Here is a 16,022-nt window from a genome sequence, read left to right as displayed (position 1 = left end):
ATTCTAGAGATACGTTTTTTATATACTTCTATTATCGATTCTTCTCTTCCTAATAATAATGCACCTGATATCATAAAAAATATAGGTACTGCAATTTTACATATTATAGCCATAAATAAATATAATACATATAATTTTTTATTATTTGTTTGTGTATAAGCTTGAAATCCAACAGTTCCCGTATGATTAAATATAACTAAAAATATTGCAATTATTCTAAGCACTTCTATATGTAATTTTTTTTTCAACTTTTCTTCTCCCTACTATAAATTAACCTTAGTTGATGATTATAACAAAAAAACGATGAATCTTAGAAATCCCTCTCTATATTTCATCGCTTTTCGTTATTAAGTTATATAAAGTAAAATAAATACGTAATTTATTTTACTTTATATTGTATCTATGACGCATTATCGTCTCCAAACAAAACTCCAATAGTTTTGAATATTAGTTTTATATCCATAAATAAATTTCTATTTTTTATATAGTCTAGATCCATCTCTACCCATTCATCAAATCCAATGCTATTTCTACCACTAACTTGCCAAATACATGTTAATCCCGGTTTAACTAATAATCGTTGCATTTGATAATTATTATACTCAGCTACTTCATGTGGTATAGGAGGTCTAGGGCCAACCAGGCTCATATCTCCTTTTAAAACATTAAATAACTGTGGTAATTCATCTATGCTCGTTTTTCTTATAAATTTACCTACTTTAGTTATTCTTGGATCATCTTTTATTTTGAAAGCTGGACCATCCATTTCATTCAAATCTTTCAGTTCCTCTAATAACTCTTCCGCATTGCTCACCATACTTCTAAATTTATACATCGGAAATAGCTTATTGTTTTTTCCTGATCTCATTTGCGAGAAAAATATACTTCCTTTTGGATCTTCTAATTTAATCGCTATAGCTATTATTAAGAAAATCGGTGACAATAATATGAGTCCTAATAAAGATGCTACTATATCCATACTTCTCTTACAAAATAAGTATAATTTTCTATTTTTTAATTCGATAGTGTTATAATCTACTGCTTCAACGACTTGCATTTCCATTTTCTTAACCTTCCCCCTCACAAAACATAAATCTACTCTAAATAACATAACTCAAAATTATAATATTGTTTTTTCTTGATTTTTAATTTCTAAAAATAAACAATATTATCATAAAATACCTATTTCTACAATTACCTACATTTCATTGTATCATATCAATAAATCTCTTTCAATTCTATACGATAATAAATAATATCTATATACGTATTGGTAATTTTTAATAATTTTATAGACTTGTCTTGTCAGAAAAAGCATCCTAGCAAGGATGCTTTTTTATTATACTAATCTCTATTGTATAAATCTCTTGTATAAACTTTTTCTTCAACATCAAATAATTCTTCACATAATCTATTTGAAACTATTACATCACACATAGATTTAAATTCATCTACATCTTTAATTACTTTTGAATTAAAGAATTTTTCTTCTTTTAATACTGGTTCATATACAACAACTTCTATACCTTTTGATTTTATTCTTTTCATAATACCTTGTATAGATGAAGCTCTAAAATTATCAGAATTAGTTTTCATTGTTAATCTATATATACCAACTATATTTGGTTTTCTTTTTATTATCTGTTCTGCTATATGATCTTTTCTAGTTCTATTGGCATCTACTATGGCCCCTATTATATTATTAGGTACATCAGCATAGTTAGCTTTTAATTGTTTTGTATCCTTTGGTAAACAGTACCCCCCATATCCAAAAGAAGGATTATTATAATGATTTCCTATTCTTGGATCAAGACCTACACCTTCAATTATTTGCTTAGTATTTAATCCTCTAAGTTCAGCATACGTATCTAGTTCATTAAAATAAGCTACCCTTAGTGCTAAATATGTATTAGAAAATAATTTTATAGCTTCAGCTTCTGTTGAGTTTGTAAATAGCATAGGTATATCTTCTTTTATAGCACCTTGTGCCAAAATTTCCGCAAATTTTTCTGCTCTTTCTGATTGTTCACCTACTATTATTCTTGAAGGATATAAATTATCATATAATGCTTTTCCTTCTCTTAAAAACTCTGGCGAAAATATTATATTTTCTGTATCAAACATTTCTCTTACTCTTTCAGTATATCCTACTGGTACAGTCGATTTTATCACCATAGTTGCATCTGGATTTATAGCTAATACATTTGCAATGACCGCCTCTACTGTTCTTGTATTAAAATAATTTTTTTCCGGATCATAATCCGTAGGGGTAGATATTATTACATAATCTGCATCCTTGTATGCTTTAAAAACATCTGTAGTCGCAACTAAATTTAAATCCTTAGTTGATAAATATTCTTCTATTTCAGCGTCCACAATTGGAGATATTTTATTATTTATCATATCTACTTTTTCTTGTATTATATCCAATGCTACAACTTCATTATTTTGTGATAATAATATGGCATTTGATAATCCCACATAACCTGTTCCTGCTACTGCTATCTTCACTATTATCTCCTCCTATTAGCTAGTTTACTTTAAGCATGTTTTTTCTTAAGTTTACCAAATATTTTATTTAAAACATTCATAGTTATCTTTTCTTTTAATAAAATCAAACCTACTCCATATACAATTCCTGCAACAGGAACTGATACAAGTATCACAAGTATATCTGAAGTAATCATATTTTTAATTACAAACTTAATTATTAAATAAAATAAAACTGAAGGAATTAACATCTTCCAAGGTCTAAATATTTCTGGAATATGACCTACTAGTTTTTTTACTTCAAAGTACATCCATACTGTAACTATCAATTCTGCAAATATAGTTGCATATGTAGCTCCAAAATATGAAAGTCTCGGAATTAAAATTAGGTTTATAATAAAGTTAGCTAAAGCTGCTAAGGAAAGTATTAAAGTAAATTTCTTTTCCTTACCATAAGGAATCATTACTTGCATTCCAAATACATTGCTCAGACCTATTATTAATAATAATAGTGATACCATTTTAAATATGCTTATACTTTGTAAGAATTCCTTGCCTAAAAATATAGGTATTATTTCTTCACCGATTGCAAGTATACCAAATATAGCTGGTATAGCTATTAGATAAACTATATTTACTGACATACCTATGTATTTTTTTACATCTTTTATATTATTATTTTTTATACTGTTTGATATTCTCGGTATCATTACTACTGCTATAGATGTAACAAAAGTTAAAATCACCTTCTCCAATCTTATAGACATGGAATAATACCCTACTGATTCTGTACTATCAAGCATACCTAGCATAGTTTGATCCATAGCTGTGTATACTTTTGTGGCTACATTAGATAAGAAAAATACCAGTATAGCATATACATGCATCTTAATACTATTGAAGTTTATCTCTAAAGATTTTTGTGCTTCAAAGTTTTTAAGTAATTTTATTGTAAATATCATTTTTATGATAGAGTTTATCAGTAAAGTTATGCCTATTATAAAAGCATAAATATAATAATCAGATCTATTTCTTAATAGTGCAAATATTAAAACTACATTCATTAATTTACTTACAAATGTAGCAATAGCTGCATATCTATATTTTTCAATCCCTTGTAAAAACCATACAAAGTCAAAAGCATTTGCAAATATTTGTAGACCCAAGAATAAATATATATATATATTAGCTCTTAATCTAGGTAAAAACAGTATTATTACTATATATGCAATTAAGCTCACTATAGTAAATACTGTCTGTAAAATAGTAAACTCTTTAAATTTTTTTCTTAATAAACTCGCATCATCTCTTGCCTTTGCAATTTCTCTAGTTGCATATACTGGTATACCTGCTGCTGCAATAAGTACAAAGTACTGTACTATTGAATTAGCAAAGTTAACCTCCCCTAATATTTCTGGTCCAAATAGCCTAGTCGTATAAGGTATGGCTAATAAAGGAAATATTAGATTTAATATTTGCATAGAGAAATTAAAAAACTGGTTCTTAAATATGGAATCTGCTTTATACGCCATGTTTAAAACTCCTCTTTCACACAGTTTAGAGCTTGTTCTATAACATGATGCATATCGTAGTACTTGTACTGAGCAAGCCTTCCACCAAATATTACATTTTCTTCTTTGTCAGCTAGTTCTTTATATTTAGCATAAAGTGCATTGTTTTCATCGTTATTTATTGGATAATATGGTTCATCACCCTTAGCCCATGTAGCTGGATACTCTCTAGTAATTACTGTTTTTGGTTGAGTACCATATTCAAAATGTTTGTGCTCTATTATTCTTGTATAAGGCACTTCATATTCTGTATAGTTGACAACTGCATTTCCTTGATGATTTTCTTCTTCAAGTAATTCATGTTCAAATCTTAAACTTCTATATTCTAAAGTTCCAAATTTATAATTATAGAATTCATCAATCATTCCTGTAAATACAATTTTATCTGCTATACTTTCTAACTCTTCTCTATTTTCAAAGAAGTTTGTATTAAGTCTTACGTCTACATTTTCTAACATTTTTTCGATTATTTTATTATATCCGCCTACTGGTATACCTTGATACTTATCATTGAAATAATTATTATCAAATGTTAATCTTACAGGTAATCTTTTTATTATAAATGAAGGTAGCTCAGTTGCTTTTTTCCCCCATTGTTTCTCTGTATATCCTTTTATTAATTTTTCGTAGATGTCTTTACCTACTAATTTAATAGCTTGTTCTTCTAAATTTTTAGGCTCTTCTATATTTGCCTCTTTTACTTGTTCTTCTATCTTAGTAATTGCTTCTTTAGGAGTTTTTACTTTCCAAAGTTGATAGAACGTGTTCATGTTAAAAGGAAGATTGTATAATTCTCCTTTGTAATTAGCTACAGGACAGTTTGTGTATCTATTAAATTCTACAAAACTATTTACATAATCCCATACTTCTTTGTTACTTGTATGGAATATATGAGCCCCATATTTGTGAACATTTATATCTTCTATAGATTCACAATATATATTCCCACCTATATGATCTCTCTTGTCAATTACTAAACATTTTTTACCTTGTTTATTTGCTTCATAAGCAAATATTGAACCAAATAATCCAGCTCCCACTACTAAATAATCATACTTCATCATTCTAATTACCTTTCTATACTATCTATATCTTTTATTATTTCTTTCATTACTGTTTTAGTAAAATATCCATTTCTAACTTTTTCTTTTATTTCTAATGCATTTTTTAGTTTTATTTCATAATCTGCCAAATCAAGATTATTAATATCATATATGTTTGAAATAGTATATCCTATGTTGTTTTTCTTTACAAAATCAGCTATAGCTGCCTTTTCCCATACTATAACAGGTAATCCTGCTGCCATATAACACGATAATTTATGAGGATTATTAAATTTCGTATAATTTTTAAATGTCACATTTTCATCTGATTCATCAAAGCATCCATCCCAAACTAATCCTAAATTTCCTGTTAATTTATTAGGTAGTTCCTCCGGATGTAATTTCCCCTTAAATAAAATGTTTTTATTTATATCTTCATCTATACCAACACCAAAAACATCTATATTAAACTTCATTTTATTTTCTTCTAATTGATGTAAAAATGGACTTTTTTCTTTGCTTAAGTTTCCAGCATAAACAACCTTAGCTTCTTCTATATTTGTTACTCTATTTCTATCTACTTGTAATTCTCCATCACATATATAATCAAATAAATCTAAAACATAAATTTTACTTTCTTTTATTCCATTATCTATTAAGAATTTTTTCATTTTTTCATTATGAGCTATTATAACTTCTGCAAGTCTTAATATATTTAATTCTTTATCTAAAGTAGCTTGATCCTTATCTCTAAGTCCTACTATATCATGAATTACTAAAACAACCTTTTGCTTTTTCATAAAGTTTATCATGCTTCTATTTACAGCATCTTGATAACTAAAAGGATATTGAATAATAAAATTTTCATTTATTTTAGATAATTTTTTAAACATTTTTATCTTATCTAAATTTACAAGTACTTTTTGAAGAAAATTATCTTCTTTTTTTACTAAAAAACTATGTTCTTTAATATCATCTAACTGATTACATATATTCAAAATATCCTCTGGAGCCTTGTGACCAGCATTAAAATTATTTTCTTTTTTTGTCGATATAATTATCATATTCTTTCCCAACCTAACTAATATTTTTAATTGTAATTTTCATTAAAGTTAGCCCCTACTTAAAAGGCATTTAAATAAATTCATCTCTTCGTCATAAGTTTTTTTGAATAAAATATCTTTTGTAAATAACATAGAGAAGTTTACAAAAAATATAATAAAGAATGCCTCTGCTATTCCATAAACACAAAATGAACTTAATAAAAATAACTTACTTCTATCTTCTTTTGCAATAATTGAAAGCTTATAAATTAAATATACACCTAATAAAAATGCTACTATGCCGTAAGCACATAAAATAAGTACGTATGAATTATCACAAACTAAATACCAATTACCAGTTTGTGCTCTATATGCGGTTAAGTCGTCCACATTTTGCCCAAATAATGTTGGTCTAAAGAAGTTTAAAAATTCATAAGATAAATTAATTCTATCTGCCATCATCTTATTTATCTCACTTATAAACGGTACTTTCCCCCATTTATATATATAAGGAAGAATAAATGAAACAACTACAGATAGTAATGGAACTGAAACTAATATTTTCTTAAAATATTTATTATCATATAACTTTGATTCCAGTAAGAAATAATAAAGGATACTAAATAAAATTACTATTAGCCCTGTTCTTGAGAATGTGTAATAAAATATTCCTAAAGTTAAAACTAATATTCCTATCCATTGCTTTATAGAAATATTTCCATAATTTAAATATATAAATGCTAAAACTAAGGTTGATAGCAATGTAAATGTTTTATTAGCATGACTATAACCAAATGCTGTTTTATAAACTTGTACCTCTTTTCCAAATATATAACGTATTGACGTTGCTTCATTAGATAATCCATTTGTAAGTATATACCTTAATATCACAAAAGTAAATAATGATCCACCTACAATTAAAGTTAACTTTATACATTTTTTTATATCTATATTTTTGATTCCGACAATAGCTAGAGCGCTAAATAACAGCCCCTGCCTTCTCGTTGTAATAAACGTAATTATTGATAATAATCCAATTGAAAATATTATTAAAGCTTCTCTTTTTGTATATTTAGTAAGTAAGATCTTTGGCAATATAAATATAAATCCTATAATACCTAAAATAAGAGATAATATCTCTGGTACATCCTGTGGTAAAAATTGATTTATTACCATAATTGTGAAAAATATATAATAATAAAGCTCTAGATATTTATCTGAAAAATATTTTTTCATTATATTATACCTCCATCAAAAATTTCATTGTAAGAATCCTTTAGAGCTTCCGGAGTATAATTTGATGCTGTATCTAAACATCTCATTTGCATATTTGAATATTCTATTTCATCCATGCTCATACATTTAACCATTGTATTGTATAATTCTTTTGAATTTTTAGGTTCAAATAAAAATCCATTTACTTGGTTATTTACATAAGTGGTTGGACCAGCCATATTACTAGCAATAATAGGAGTACCGCATGACATAGCCTCTATTCCAACAAGTCCTAAACTTTCAGCTTTACGGTATGAAGGGAATACAAACCATTCAAGTATAGAATAAAATCTAGATAACTTTTCTTGTGGTAGTAAATTAATTAATTCTATATGTTCAGTTATTTCATAGTTTTCAATCATTTCTAACATTTTACTATAATCTTTACCACTACCTACAATAATAAATTTATATTTATTTAAGTATTCATCTCTTTCTTTCTTTATAATATGTATAGCTTCTATAAGCACTTCCCAACCTTTATCTGTGTCTATCCTACTTGCAAATCCTATATATCTTTTATCGGGATCCAAATTAAACTCTTTTAAAATAACTTTCTTTTCTTCCTCATCTCTTTTAAAGAAGATTTTATCATTTATTCCACCCGATGCATATATTCTTATCTTTTCTTTATCAATATTAAATTCTTTTTCCATTAGACTTTTGTAATATGATGACGGTACTATAATACGTTGAGCTTTATTCAAAATTTTAGCTGTGTATGGCAATAGCTTTTTACCTATCTTGTTCGATGGAACAACATCACTTCCGTGCACATTAATATATAAATTAAACTTCTTCAATTTTTTACAAATTAGTAATGGTAATGATACATGAGAAATATAATGCACATATACCACGTCATATTTTTTTGTTAAGACATAAAAAAATATTCTTAAATAGAACATGAAGTAGCTAAATAATTTATCTAATTTTGAAGTGGATTTGCATAATACAACCTTATCTACTTCAAAATATTCTTTTGAAATATCATGAAAGTTTTTTACAAATGTACCATAATATTGATGTTTTTCAGATGGATATAGATTGGAAATCAACAACATAGATTTATTTTTTTCTAATTTATTCATATAATTACATTCCCCCGTTTACAACGCTTCTATATAACTGTCTATGGATTTTAATAACATAGTATTATCCAATTGAATATCAATAATATTTGCTTTTGAATAATCTTTTACATACATGTCCAAATCATCTATTTCTGTAATAACAGTTGCATTTCCTTTTACTTGAAACACTTGTGCTATTTCAGTTTGGTGATTATCAACATGCTCTCCAAAATCCACTAATCTAGGTACTACTACTGTATGTTTCTTAAACTTAATACACTGCACTAGACTTCCTGTACCTGCATGAGTAATAACTAATTTTGATTTTTTTAGTATTTCCTCTACTTCCTCAATAGGCTTTAATTTAAATATCTCAAAGTTTTTTGGATTATATGTATGATATATACATTGCACGACTAATTCATCTTCGATACAATTATCTTCAATTAATTGATCTAACTTCTTTAAAATTCTATCAAATTGAAATTTTTGTGTCCCTAAAGTAACATAAATCATTTGTATATCCCTCCCTCATAAATAGCATTTGGATAAATATTCAACATTTCTTCCCATTGAACATAGAAACGATCTGCGAATTTATAAACCAATTTTCCTGATTTAGTAGGAGAGTCAATCTTTGCAAAACTTTCAATATATACTATTTTGCACCCCATTATTTTTCCTAAAATACATGTAAAAACAGTTGAACCGGCTCCAGTTGATATAATAACATTAGGCCTTTCTTTTAGTAAATATTTAAGCGACAAAAATATATTACTTATAAGTTTAAAAGTAAATTTTAACAAGTTATTTCTTTCTTGTTGCCCTAGATAATACATTTTGTATCCCGTTTTCTTTTGAAAACTTTTTGATATTTCATTATCTTCTGTGACTATATAAAAATCATATTTAGATGCTACTGATATCAGTTGCTTCAGCTGCATAAAGTGTCCACCTGTAGAAGATATTAAACAAACTTTTTTTCCTTTTGTCATCTCTAACCTTTACCTTTCTATATTTTTGTCAGATATAAACATGTTATATATTTTAACTAATCTTTTTTATATTAACATATTCATATTCTCCTTTCAAGAAGTTGTCTTAAAATGCTTTTAAATCATATATAAAAGAGATGAATACCTATAGTAATTCATCTCTTAATCTAACACTTTTTAGTTACATTTTATACTTTTCACAGTACTTCCAGATCCATAGACAGTTTTGCCACCTATAGTTTTATATGGTACTACTTTAAAGTAATATGTTTTTCCTTTTGTCAACCCAGTTTTTGTATAAGTTGTTGATGAAATTGTATTTATTAATGAATACTTACCATCTTTAGATGTTGACATATATAGTTGATAACCTGTGGCTTTTTGTATATTCGTCCATACAATCCCTATTTTACCAGTATATGACTTTAGATTAACAACTGGAGTAGATGGTTTTGTGATAGCACTCACTATATTTGAGTCACCACCCATATATTCTTCAGAATCTGCTTTTACATAAGATTTAACTTTATATTTATACCCATTTGCAGTATATAAATTTGAATCTGTATAATTTGTATTATAATTTCCATCAATTGTTGCTATTCTTGTATAAGTATCTGAATTAGGGTCATATCTATAAACCTTATATCCTGTTGCCTCCGCTTGTTTAGACCATGATAGCTTTACTGATGTTGTAGATGTCCAATCTACTTTTAAGTTTTTAGCTGTATAAGGATTTGTAACACCTTTTACCTCATTTGATGCCGGACCATAATATGTATTATTATCTACTTTTTTATAAGCCTTAACTTTATACTTATAAGTAGCCCCACCATTAAGATTTGTTACATTGTAAGATGTTTTTGATTCTCCTGATAGAGTAACTATTGTCTTATATGTATCACTACTAGAGTCATATCTTTGAACTATATATCCTGTTGCACCATTTACCTTTGACCATGATAAATTTAACGAAGTTGACGTTCTTGAACTCACCTTAACATTATAAACTTTCTGCACCTCATTAAGATTTGAGTTGGGTTTATCATTACCATTGTAATCATGTTTTATAGATTTTAAAGAAGTATAATTTAAATCTACATTTCCATTTATTCCATCTACATTTCCTGATTCACTATATTGCCACATCATATATGGATTTTTATAAGAGCATACTGTGTTATATTGCGCTATCCATATATTATTTGAATATAGTATATCTTTGGTAAAGTAATTACTACTAAAATCTAAATTTGTATATAAACCTGTATCATAACCTTGTTCTTTTACAGTATCTATAAAAGAATTTGCCATTTCTGTTGCAAGAGTTTTAGTAACTGTAACTCCTTGTTTCTCAGCATAATCCACACTAGCATATTCAAAGTCATAAAATACTGGATAGACAATACTATTTTTATAAGGTGATATGACTTCTAAACATTTTTCAGCTTCTATCTTCGCCTTTTCAGGACTTGTAGCATAACTAAACCAATACACTCCTATTTTTAGCCCTGCCTCGATAGCTCCTTTTATATTAGTATGGAACATTGTATCTACTGTAGAAGTTCCATATCCTGCCCTTATTATTGCATAGTCAATTCCCGAAGCTTTTACTTCCTTCCAATCTATTGTTCCATTATGATATGACACATCTATACCTTTTTCAAAATAATTTAAATTTATATATGATGATGAAACATATCCATATTGTCCGCCATAATAAATTCTATACCAATTATTGCTTCGAGCATATATTTCTACTGTTTCTCCACTTTTCAAAGTTCCCAGTACACTATGTGATGTAGATGGACCACTTCTTATATTTAGGTTCGGAGTATTAACTGAGCCTGAGCCAATAGCTTTTTCACTTAGAGTAGCTTTAGAATTCAAATTATAGTTAGGTTCTCTTGATGTTGATATACCACCAAAACTATAGGTATTATTTTCTTCTGGATCTGGTTGATATTCTTGTGTTTCTTTCAGTTCTTCTTTTTGCATACCTTCTGTTTGAACCTTTTTGGGATCCGGTTGATATTCTTGTGTTTCTTGCAACTCTTCTTTTTGCACACCTTCTGTTTGAACCTTTTCTGGATCCGGTTGATATTCTTGTGTTTCTTGCAACTCTTCTTCTTGCACACCTTCTGTTTGAATATCCTCTGCGCTAACTGGTATAATTAGACTTTGCGAAGAGATAATTATAGAAAGCATGAGTGCAAATACTGACGTATTTTTTAACTTCATAAATTCCCCCATTAATTAAATATTTGGTTTATTACAAAACTCAGAATATATTTAAATTCCAAGTTTTATTTAAATCTATATCAAAGAATTTTCATCAAAATTTTAGTACAATTTCATCACCACAACAAAATCACCCTATAATAAGAAGAAATTCTATGATAGCTTAAAAAGTCTGTTAACTTTTAATAACTTTCATGAACTTATAAATGAGACTTGGCCAAAGTTGTTCCATTTATTTAGTTCATACATAAATTTAGATTTCTTATCATACTTCAATGAAATTTTCCTCAGCTATAAATAAAACTACTATTTTAAAAGTAATTAATCATCAATTCTGCAATTATCTATTAAATATAAAAAGGTAAGTCATTAAAATTCTTACCTTTTTTTCCCTAAATAAATATACTCTATAAAAATATATACTATTAATACAAAATTGTAAAGATTTTTACAAAATATAAGTTTATAAAAACCTTTATATTTAATTCAAAAAAGAATTCCATCTTGCTTTGCTAATGATTTATAACTATCCCATCCGTTTAAGTAATCTGTTTCCACCTTTAATTAATCATATTTAGCCATAAAAAACACCCCAATCGTTAGAATTTTGGTCCAACAATTGGGGTGTAGTACAAAATGATATACCCACTTTAAATATTTAAATTATAGTAAGTATTTTAGTTTAAAATCCATTAGGGTTGCCACTATGCCATCTCCAAGCATCCTCAATAATCTTCTCTAAAGAATCAAACTCTGGCTTCCATCCAAGAACACTCTTAGCCTTCTCGCTTGAAGCAATAAGCACTGCTGGATCTCCACTTCTTCTATCCTCTTCTTTAGCTGGAATATCAAAATCAGTAACTTTTCTAGCAACATCTATAACCTCTTTCACAGAGTATCCATTTCCATTACCTAAATTAAATATATCACTATTATTTCCAGATCTTAAATACTCCAATGCTTTGTAGTGAGCAGATGCCAAGTCCATAACATGTATATAATCTCTTATACATGTTCCATCTTTAGTATCATAATCACTACCAAATATACTTATATAATCCCTTTTTCCTAAAGGAACCTGAAGTATTAAAGGTATCAAGTGAGTTTCTGTGGCATGGGCCTCACCTATACTTCCATCAAAATATGCACCTGCTGCATTGAAATAACGAAGAGATACATATTTAGTTCCATAAGCAGTATCGAACCACTTCATCATTTTTTCCATGGCAAGCTTTGTTTCACCATATGTATTGGTTGGATTTGTATCATCCGATTCCATTATAGGAATATTTTTAGGCTCACCATATGTTGCCGCTGTTGAAGAAAATACTATTTTATCTACATTATTTTCCTTCATAACATCTAGTAAACACATCATTCCATATACGTTGTTGTGATAGTATTCATAAGGTTTTACCATACTTTCACCAACTAACGAGTTAGCTGCAAAATGAATTACAGCTTCTATGTTATTTTCTTTAAATACTTTATTTAAGTTTTCCTTATCTCTAATGTCACAGTTGTAAAACTTATCAGTTAAAAGTGCTTCTTTGTGACCTGTTAATAAGTTGTCTACTACTATTACTTCTTCATTTTGTTGAAGAAAATACTTTACAGTATGAGAACCTATATATCCTGCTCCACCAATTATTAATATACTCATGTCAAATCTCCTTTTAAGTGTATTCTATTTTCGCATCATTTTCCGATTCTACTTCTATATTTTTATTTTTAAGTACAGTCTTAAGCTTTTCTAAATCTGTAATTAATGTACATATTATAGCAAAAATACTATACTAGAACTCCCTATACTCATTGGATCTTATGGTAATTTCCAGTGATGCCGGATCCATAATAACTGCATATGTTGATTCTATCATAAGCCCTATAATACAATATATGGTTTGTGAGCTAAATTTCATAAGCAAAGGCCTTACACTTCTTATATTTTTGGGGATAAAATCAAAATTATTCTGTAGTCATAGCCACTTCTAATTCCACAGCTCTATCATCTCTCTCTTCTGATTTACGTTTTAAGAATGATATGAAATCATCTCTAAGCTCAGGTCTTTTCAATGCAAAATCTACAGTTGCTTGTAAAAATCCTAATTTATCTCCAACGTCATATCTTCTTCCTTGGAAGTTGTATGCGTAGATAGCTTCCTTAGTAGCAAGTGTTTTAAGAGCATCAGTAAGTTGGATTTCCCCACCCTTTCCTGGCGCTTGATTTTCTAATATATTAAATATTTCTGGAGTTATTATATATCTCCCTAATATTGCTATGTTAGATGGTGCTTCATCAAGTGCTGGCTTTTCTACCATATCTTTCACTTTGTATACCCTGTCTTCTATGTGTTTAACATCGAGTATACCATACTTGTCCACATTTTCTCTAGCAACTTCTTGAACACCTAAAATAGAAGTTTTATACTCATCATAAGCACTTATCATTTGCTTTAAACAAGGTGTCTCAGAATCTACTATGTCATCCCCTAGTAATACTGCAAAAGGCTCATTTCCTATAAAGCTTTTTGCACAATAAACAGCATGTCCTAGACCTTTTGGTTCTTTTTGTCTAATATAGCAAATATTTACCATATTCGATATATCTTGAACCATATTTAACATTTCTATTTTACCTTTTTTCTCAAGTTCTAACTCAAGCTCTACACTACGGTCAAAATGATCTTCTATAGATTTCTTATTACGACCAGTAACTATTAGTATTTCTTCTATACCTGACTCAATTGCTTCTTCTATTATATATTGTAAAGTTGGTTTATCTACTATTGGTAACATTTCCTTAGCTTGTGCCTTAGTTGCAGGTAAAAATCTAGTCCCTAGACCTGCTGCTGGTATTATTGCTTTTCTTATTCTCTTTCTCATACTGCCCCCCAAAATTTATTTTCCATAAGTTTTGCATATAGTTTCATCAATTATTCTATCATAAAAATTTATAACTGCATATATAGAAAAATGTGCAGCTTTTCTTACAACAACACCTTTCTTGTATTTAGTATTAGCTATGGCCAAACTGCATCTACAGGACAACAAGTTGGAATAATAGATACTACTAATTAAGTTTCTGGAAAACATCTTTACTTTATTATTTCTATATTGTTTAACTAATTTTCACAGACTCAATCATTAACAATAGCCCTATGAGTATCAACCCCAGCATATCCATCTGCACTTAGCCCCCTTGATTTTTGGTAAGCTATTACTGCAGCCTTTGTTTTACTTCCAAAACTTCCATCAACCTCAACTCTATGTCCTCTATTAATCAATGCCTTTTGCAACCAAACTACGTGATCACCCTTGCATCCTATTTTCAAATAATATTTCTTAACAGCAGATTTAGTAGCCTTTCCATAAATACCATCTACAAGCAAGTTACATTTATACACATTATTAAGAGTAGTTTGCAGATATCTAACTATATATTTTCCTTCATTAGATTGCTCTTTTGATATACTTCTATTTGACATGTAATTTTTTATAAAAGGATAAAAATTATTAACAAAGGCACTTTTGGAATTTCCAAATCCCATGAAGTTTGTTCCTGGACAAGTTTTTCTAGATTTGCTTTTAGAGTAATCTCCCAGATATGTTCCACCACTTGTAAACCATGCATGTGGTCTAATTGTAGAAGTAGAAGGAATTAGATTTAACTTTTCACATAGTATACCATACACTGCTATGACAGCTTCTTTTTGCGCTGCCTTCATTATATCTTTATTTTTATCAAAATCTCCATAAATTTCAATACAAATTTTACTAGTATTCCAACCTGTTATACCTACTGGAGTTTTATTAATATCCCTTCCTGTTGTTATCTTTCCATTGGGAAAAATATTAAAATGCTGTGCTATACATGCCCACCCCATACTTTTGCCATAAGAATTAAGATTTATAGTTCTTGTTAATTCATCTTCTGTATTTCCATTTGATTTATAGAAACAATCATAATTAGGTAGTGCCATATGATGAACTTGCAATCCATTTACTTTGCGTGTTATTTTTAGATTTTTTATATAACTTTCAAATTCACTTATAGTATCAAATCGTGTAAAGCCACTTCTTGTTTCACTCATATTCAACAACCCCTTACTTTTTTATTTTTTACAAATTTTATTTTTTACAAAATAAACACCCTAGATGACTTGAACTGCACCCTTCATGTGGAACAATATAAAACAACCTAGGCTACCTTTTTCTTGTATTTTACAGGAGAAAGGTAGTTTAATTTTGCCTGTATTCTTTCTTTGTTATAATAATCTATATATTGAGA

16 protein-coding genes are annotated in these 16,022 nt (G+C 28.2%); all 16 read right to left on the bottom strand.

Features of this window, described 5'->3' with window-relative positions:
• Positions 1-248, bottom strand: a 248-nt coding sequence (locus NSA58_RS06625; protein WP_257560315.1) for an acyltransferase, incomplete at its 3' end; no start/stop codon positions are given.
• A 152-nt stretch (positions 249-400) separates the two neighbouring features.
• A complete protein-coding gene (locus NSA58_RS06620; protein WP_330652548.1) occupies positions 401-1,063 on the bottom strand; it encodes a sugar transferase in 663 nt (220 codons plus the stop codon).
• A 281-nt stretch (positions 1,064-1,344) separates the two neighbouring features.
• Positions 1,345-2,511, bottom strand: a complete 1,167-nt coding sequence (locus NSA58_RS06615; RefSeq protein WP_257560314.1) for a nucleotide sugar dehydrogenase — start codon at positions 2,509-2,511, stop codon at positions 1,345-1,347.
• A 29-nt stretch (positions 2,512-2,540) separates the two neighbouring features.
• Positions 2,541-4,022 carry a flippase gene (locus NSA58_RS06610; RefSeq protein WP_257560313.1) on the bottom strand — a complete coding sequence of 494 codons (1,482 nt, stop codon included), beginning with the start codon at positions 4,020-4,022 and terminating at the stop codon, positions 2,541-2,543.
• Positions 4,023-4,024: 2 nt separating this feature from the next.
• Positions 4,025-5,125 (bottom strand): UDP-galactopyranose mutase, encoded by a 1,101-nt coding sequence (gene glf, locus NSA58_RS06605; protein WP_257560312.1) that lies wholly within the window; start codon positions 5,123-5,125, stop codon positions 4,025-4,027.
• Between the two features lie 5 nt (positions 5,126-5,130).
• Positions 5,131-6,168 (bottom strand): hypothetical protein, encoded by a 1,038-nt coding sequence (locus NSA58_RS06600; RefSeq protein ID WP_257560311.1) that lies wholly within the window; start codon positions 6,166-6,168, stop codon positions 5,131-5,133.
• Between the two features lie 48 nt (positions 6,169-6,216).
• A complete protein-coding gene (locus NSA58_RS06595; RefSeq protein WP_257560310.1) occupies positions 6,217-7,383 on the bottom strand; it encodes an O-antigen ligase family protein in 1,167 nt (388 codons plus the stop codon).
• Positions 7,383-8,513, bottom strand: coding sequence for a glycosyltransferase family 4 protein (locus tag NSA58_RS06590; protein WP_257560309.1), 1,131 nt, complete (start codon positions 8,511-8,513; stop codon positions 7,383-7,385). Before NSA58_RS06590 ends, NSA58_RS06595 begins: the two co-directional genes overlap by 1 nt.
• 18 nt (positions 8,514-8,531) lie before the next feature.
• Positions 8,532-9,011, bottom strand: a complete 480-nt coding sequence (gene pssE, locus NSA58_RS06585; RefSeq protein ID WP_257560308.1) for a PssE/Cps14G family polysaccharide biosynthesis glycosyltransferase — start codon at positions 9,009-9,011, stop codon at positions 8,532-8,534.
• The gene (pssD, locus tag NSA58_RS06580; RefSeq protein WP_257560307.1) at positions 9,008-9,490 is read right to left on the bottom strand and encodes a PssD/Cps14F family polysaccharide biosynthesis glycosyltransferase; all 483 of its coding nucleotides are present in this window, start codon (positions 9,488-9,490) and stop codon (positions 9,008-9,010) included. The genes pssE and pssD overlap by 4 nt, the downstream gene beginning before the upstream one ends.
• A 177-nt stretch (positions 9,491-9,667) precedes the next feature.
• Positions 9,668-11,731: a GH25 family lysozyme gene (locus tag NSA58_RS06575; RefSeq protein WP_257560306.1), complete on the bottom strand. Its 2,064-nt coding sequence runs from the start codon at positions 11,729-11,731 to the stop codon at positions 9,668-9,670.
• A 682-nt stretch (positions 11,732-12,413) separates the two neighbouring features.
• Entirely contained in the window at positions 12,414-13,394 is a 981-nt protein-coding gene (galE, locus tag NSA58_RS06570; protein WP_257560305.1) for a UDP-glucose 4-epimerase GalE, read from the bottom strand.
• A gap of 305 nt (positions 13,395-13,699) precedes the next feature.
• Positions 13,700-14,617: a UTP--glucose-1-phosphate uridylyltransferase GalU gene (gene galU / locus NSA58_RS06565; protein ID WP_074079769.1), complete on the bottom strand. Its 918-nt coding sequence runs from the start codon at positions 14,615-14,617 to the stop codon at positions 13,700-13,702.
• Positions 14,618-14,632: 15 nt separating this feature from the next.
• Positions 14,633-14,764 carry a hypothetical protein gene (locus NSA58_RS06560; protein ID WP_257560304.1) on the bottom strand — a complete coding sequence of 44 codons (132 nt, stop codon included), beginning with the start codon at positions 14,762-14,764 and terminating at the stop codon, positions 14,633-14,635.
• A gap of 107 nt (positions 14,765-14,871) precedes the next feature.
• Positions 14,872-15,825 (bottom strand): peptidoglycan recognition protein family protein, encoded by a 954-nt coding sequence (locus NSA58_RS06555; RefSeq protein WP_257560303.1) that lies wholly within the window; start codon positions 15,823-15,825, stop codon positions 14,872-14,874.
• A 107-nt stretch (positions 15,826-15,932) separates the two neighbouring features.
• On the bottom strand, positions 15,933-16,013 hold the full coding sequence (locus NSA58_RS20965; protein WP_408645542.1) for an IS3 family transposase: 81 nt from the start codon (positions 16,011-16,013) through the stop codon (positions 15,933-15,935).
• Between the last annotated feature and the right edge of the window lie 9 nt (positions 16,014-16,022).

Source organism: Terrisporobacter muris (genome assembly GCF_024621905.1).
Classification (GTDB): Bacteria; Bacillota; Clostridia; order Peptostreptococcales; family Peptostreptococcaceae; genus Terrisporobacter; species Terrisporobacter muris.
The sequence above is the reverse complement of the archived record's forward strand: the minus strand, read 5'-3'. Positions and strand labels throughout refer to the sequence as shown.

Excerpts from the sequence above, each read along its gene's own strand:
- NSA58_RS06590 (WP_257560309.1), bottom strand. The coding sequence starts at position 8,513 with ATGAATAAATTAGAAAAAAATAAATCTATGTTGTTGATTTCCAATCTA.
- NSA58_RS06575 (WP_257560306.1), bottom strand. The coding sequence starts at position 11,731 with ATGAAGTTAAAAAATACGTCAGTATTTGCACTCATGCTTTCTATAATT.
- pssE (WP_257560308.1), bottom strand. The coding sequence starts at position 9,011 with ATGATTTATGTTACTTTAGGGACACAAAAATTTCAATTTGATAGAATT.
- NSA58_RS06595 (WP_257560310.1), bottom strand. The coding sequence starts at position 7,383 with ATGAAAAAATATTTTTCAGATAAATATCTAGAGCTTTATTATTATATA.
- NSA58_RS06555 (WP_257560303.1), bottom strand. The coding sequence starts at position 15,825 with ATGAGTGAAACAAGAAGTGGCTTTACACGATTTGATACTATAAGTGAA.
- NSA58_RS06600 (WP_257560311.1), bottom strand. The coding sequence starts at position 6,168 with ATGATAATTATATCGACAAAAAAAGAAAATAATTTTAATGCTGGTCAC.
- pssD (WP_257560307.1), bottom strand. The coding sequence starts at position 9,490 with ATGACAAAAGGAAAAAAAGTTTGTTTAATATCTTCTACAGGTGGACAC.
- galE (WP_257560305.1), bottom strand. The coding sequence starts at position 13,394 with ATGAGTATATTAATAATTGGTGGAGCAGGATATATAGGTTCTCATACT.
- galU (WP_074079769.1), bottom strand. The coding sequence starts at position 14,617 with ATGAGAAAGAGAATAAGAAAAGCAATAATACCAGCAGCAGGTCTAGGG.
- NSA58_RS06620 (WP_330652548.1), bottom strand. The coding sequence starts at position 1,063 with ATGGAAATGCAAGTCGTTGAAGCAGTAGATTATAACACTATCGAATTA.
- NSA58_RS06610 (WP_257560313.1), bottom strand. The coding sequence starts at position 4,022 with ATGGCGTATAAAGCAGATTCCATATTTAAGAACCAGTTTTTTAATTTC.
- glf (WP_257560312.1), bottom strand. The coding sequence starts at position 5,125 with ATGATGAAGTATGATTATTTAGTAGTGGGAGCTGGATTATTTGGTTCA.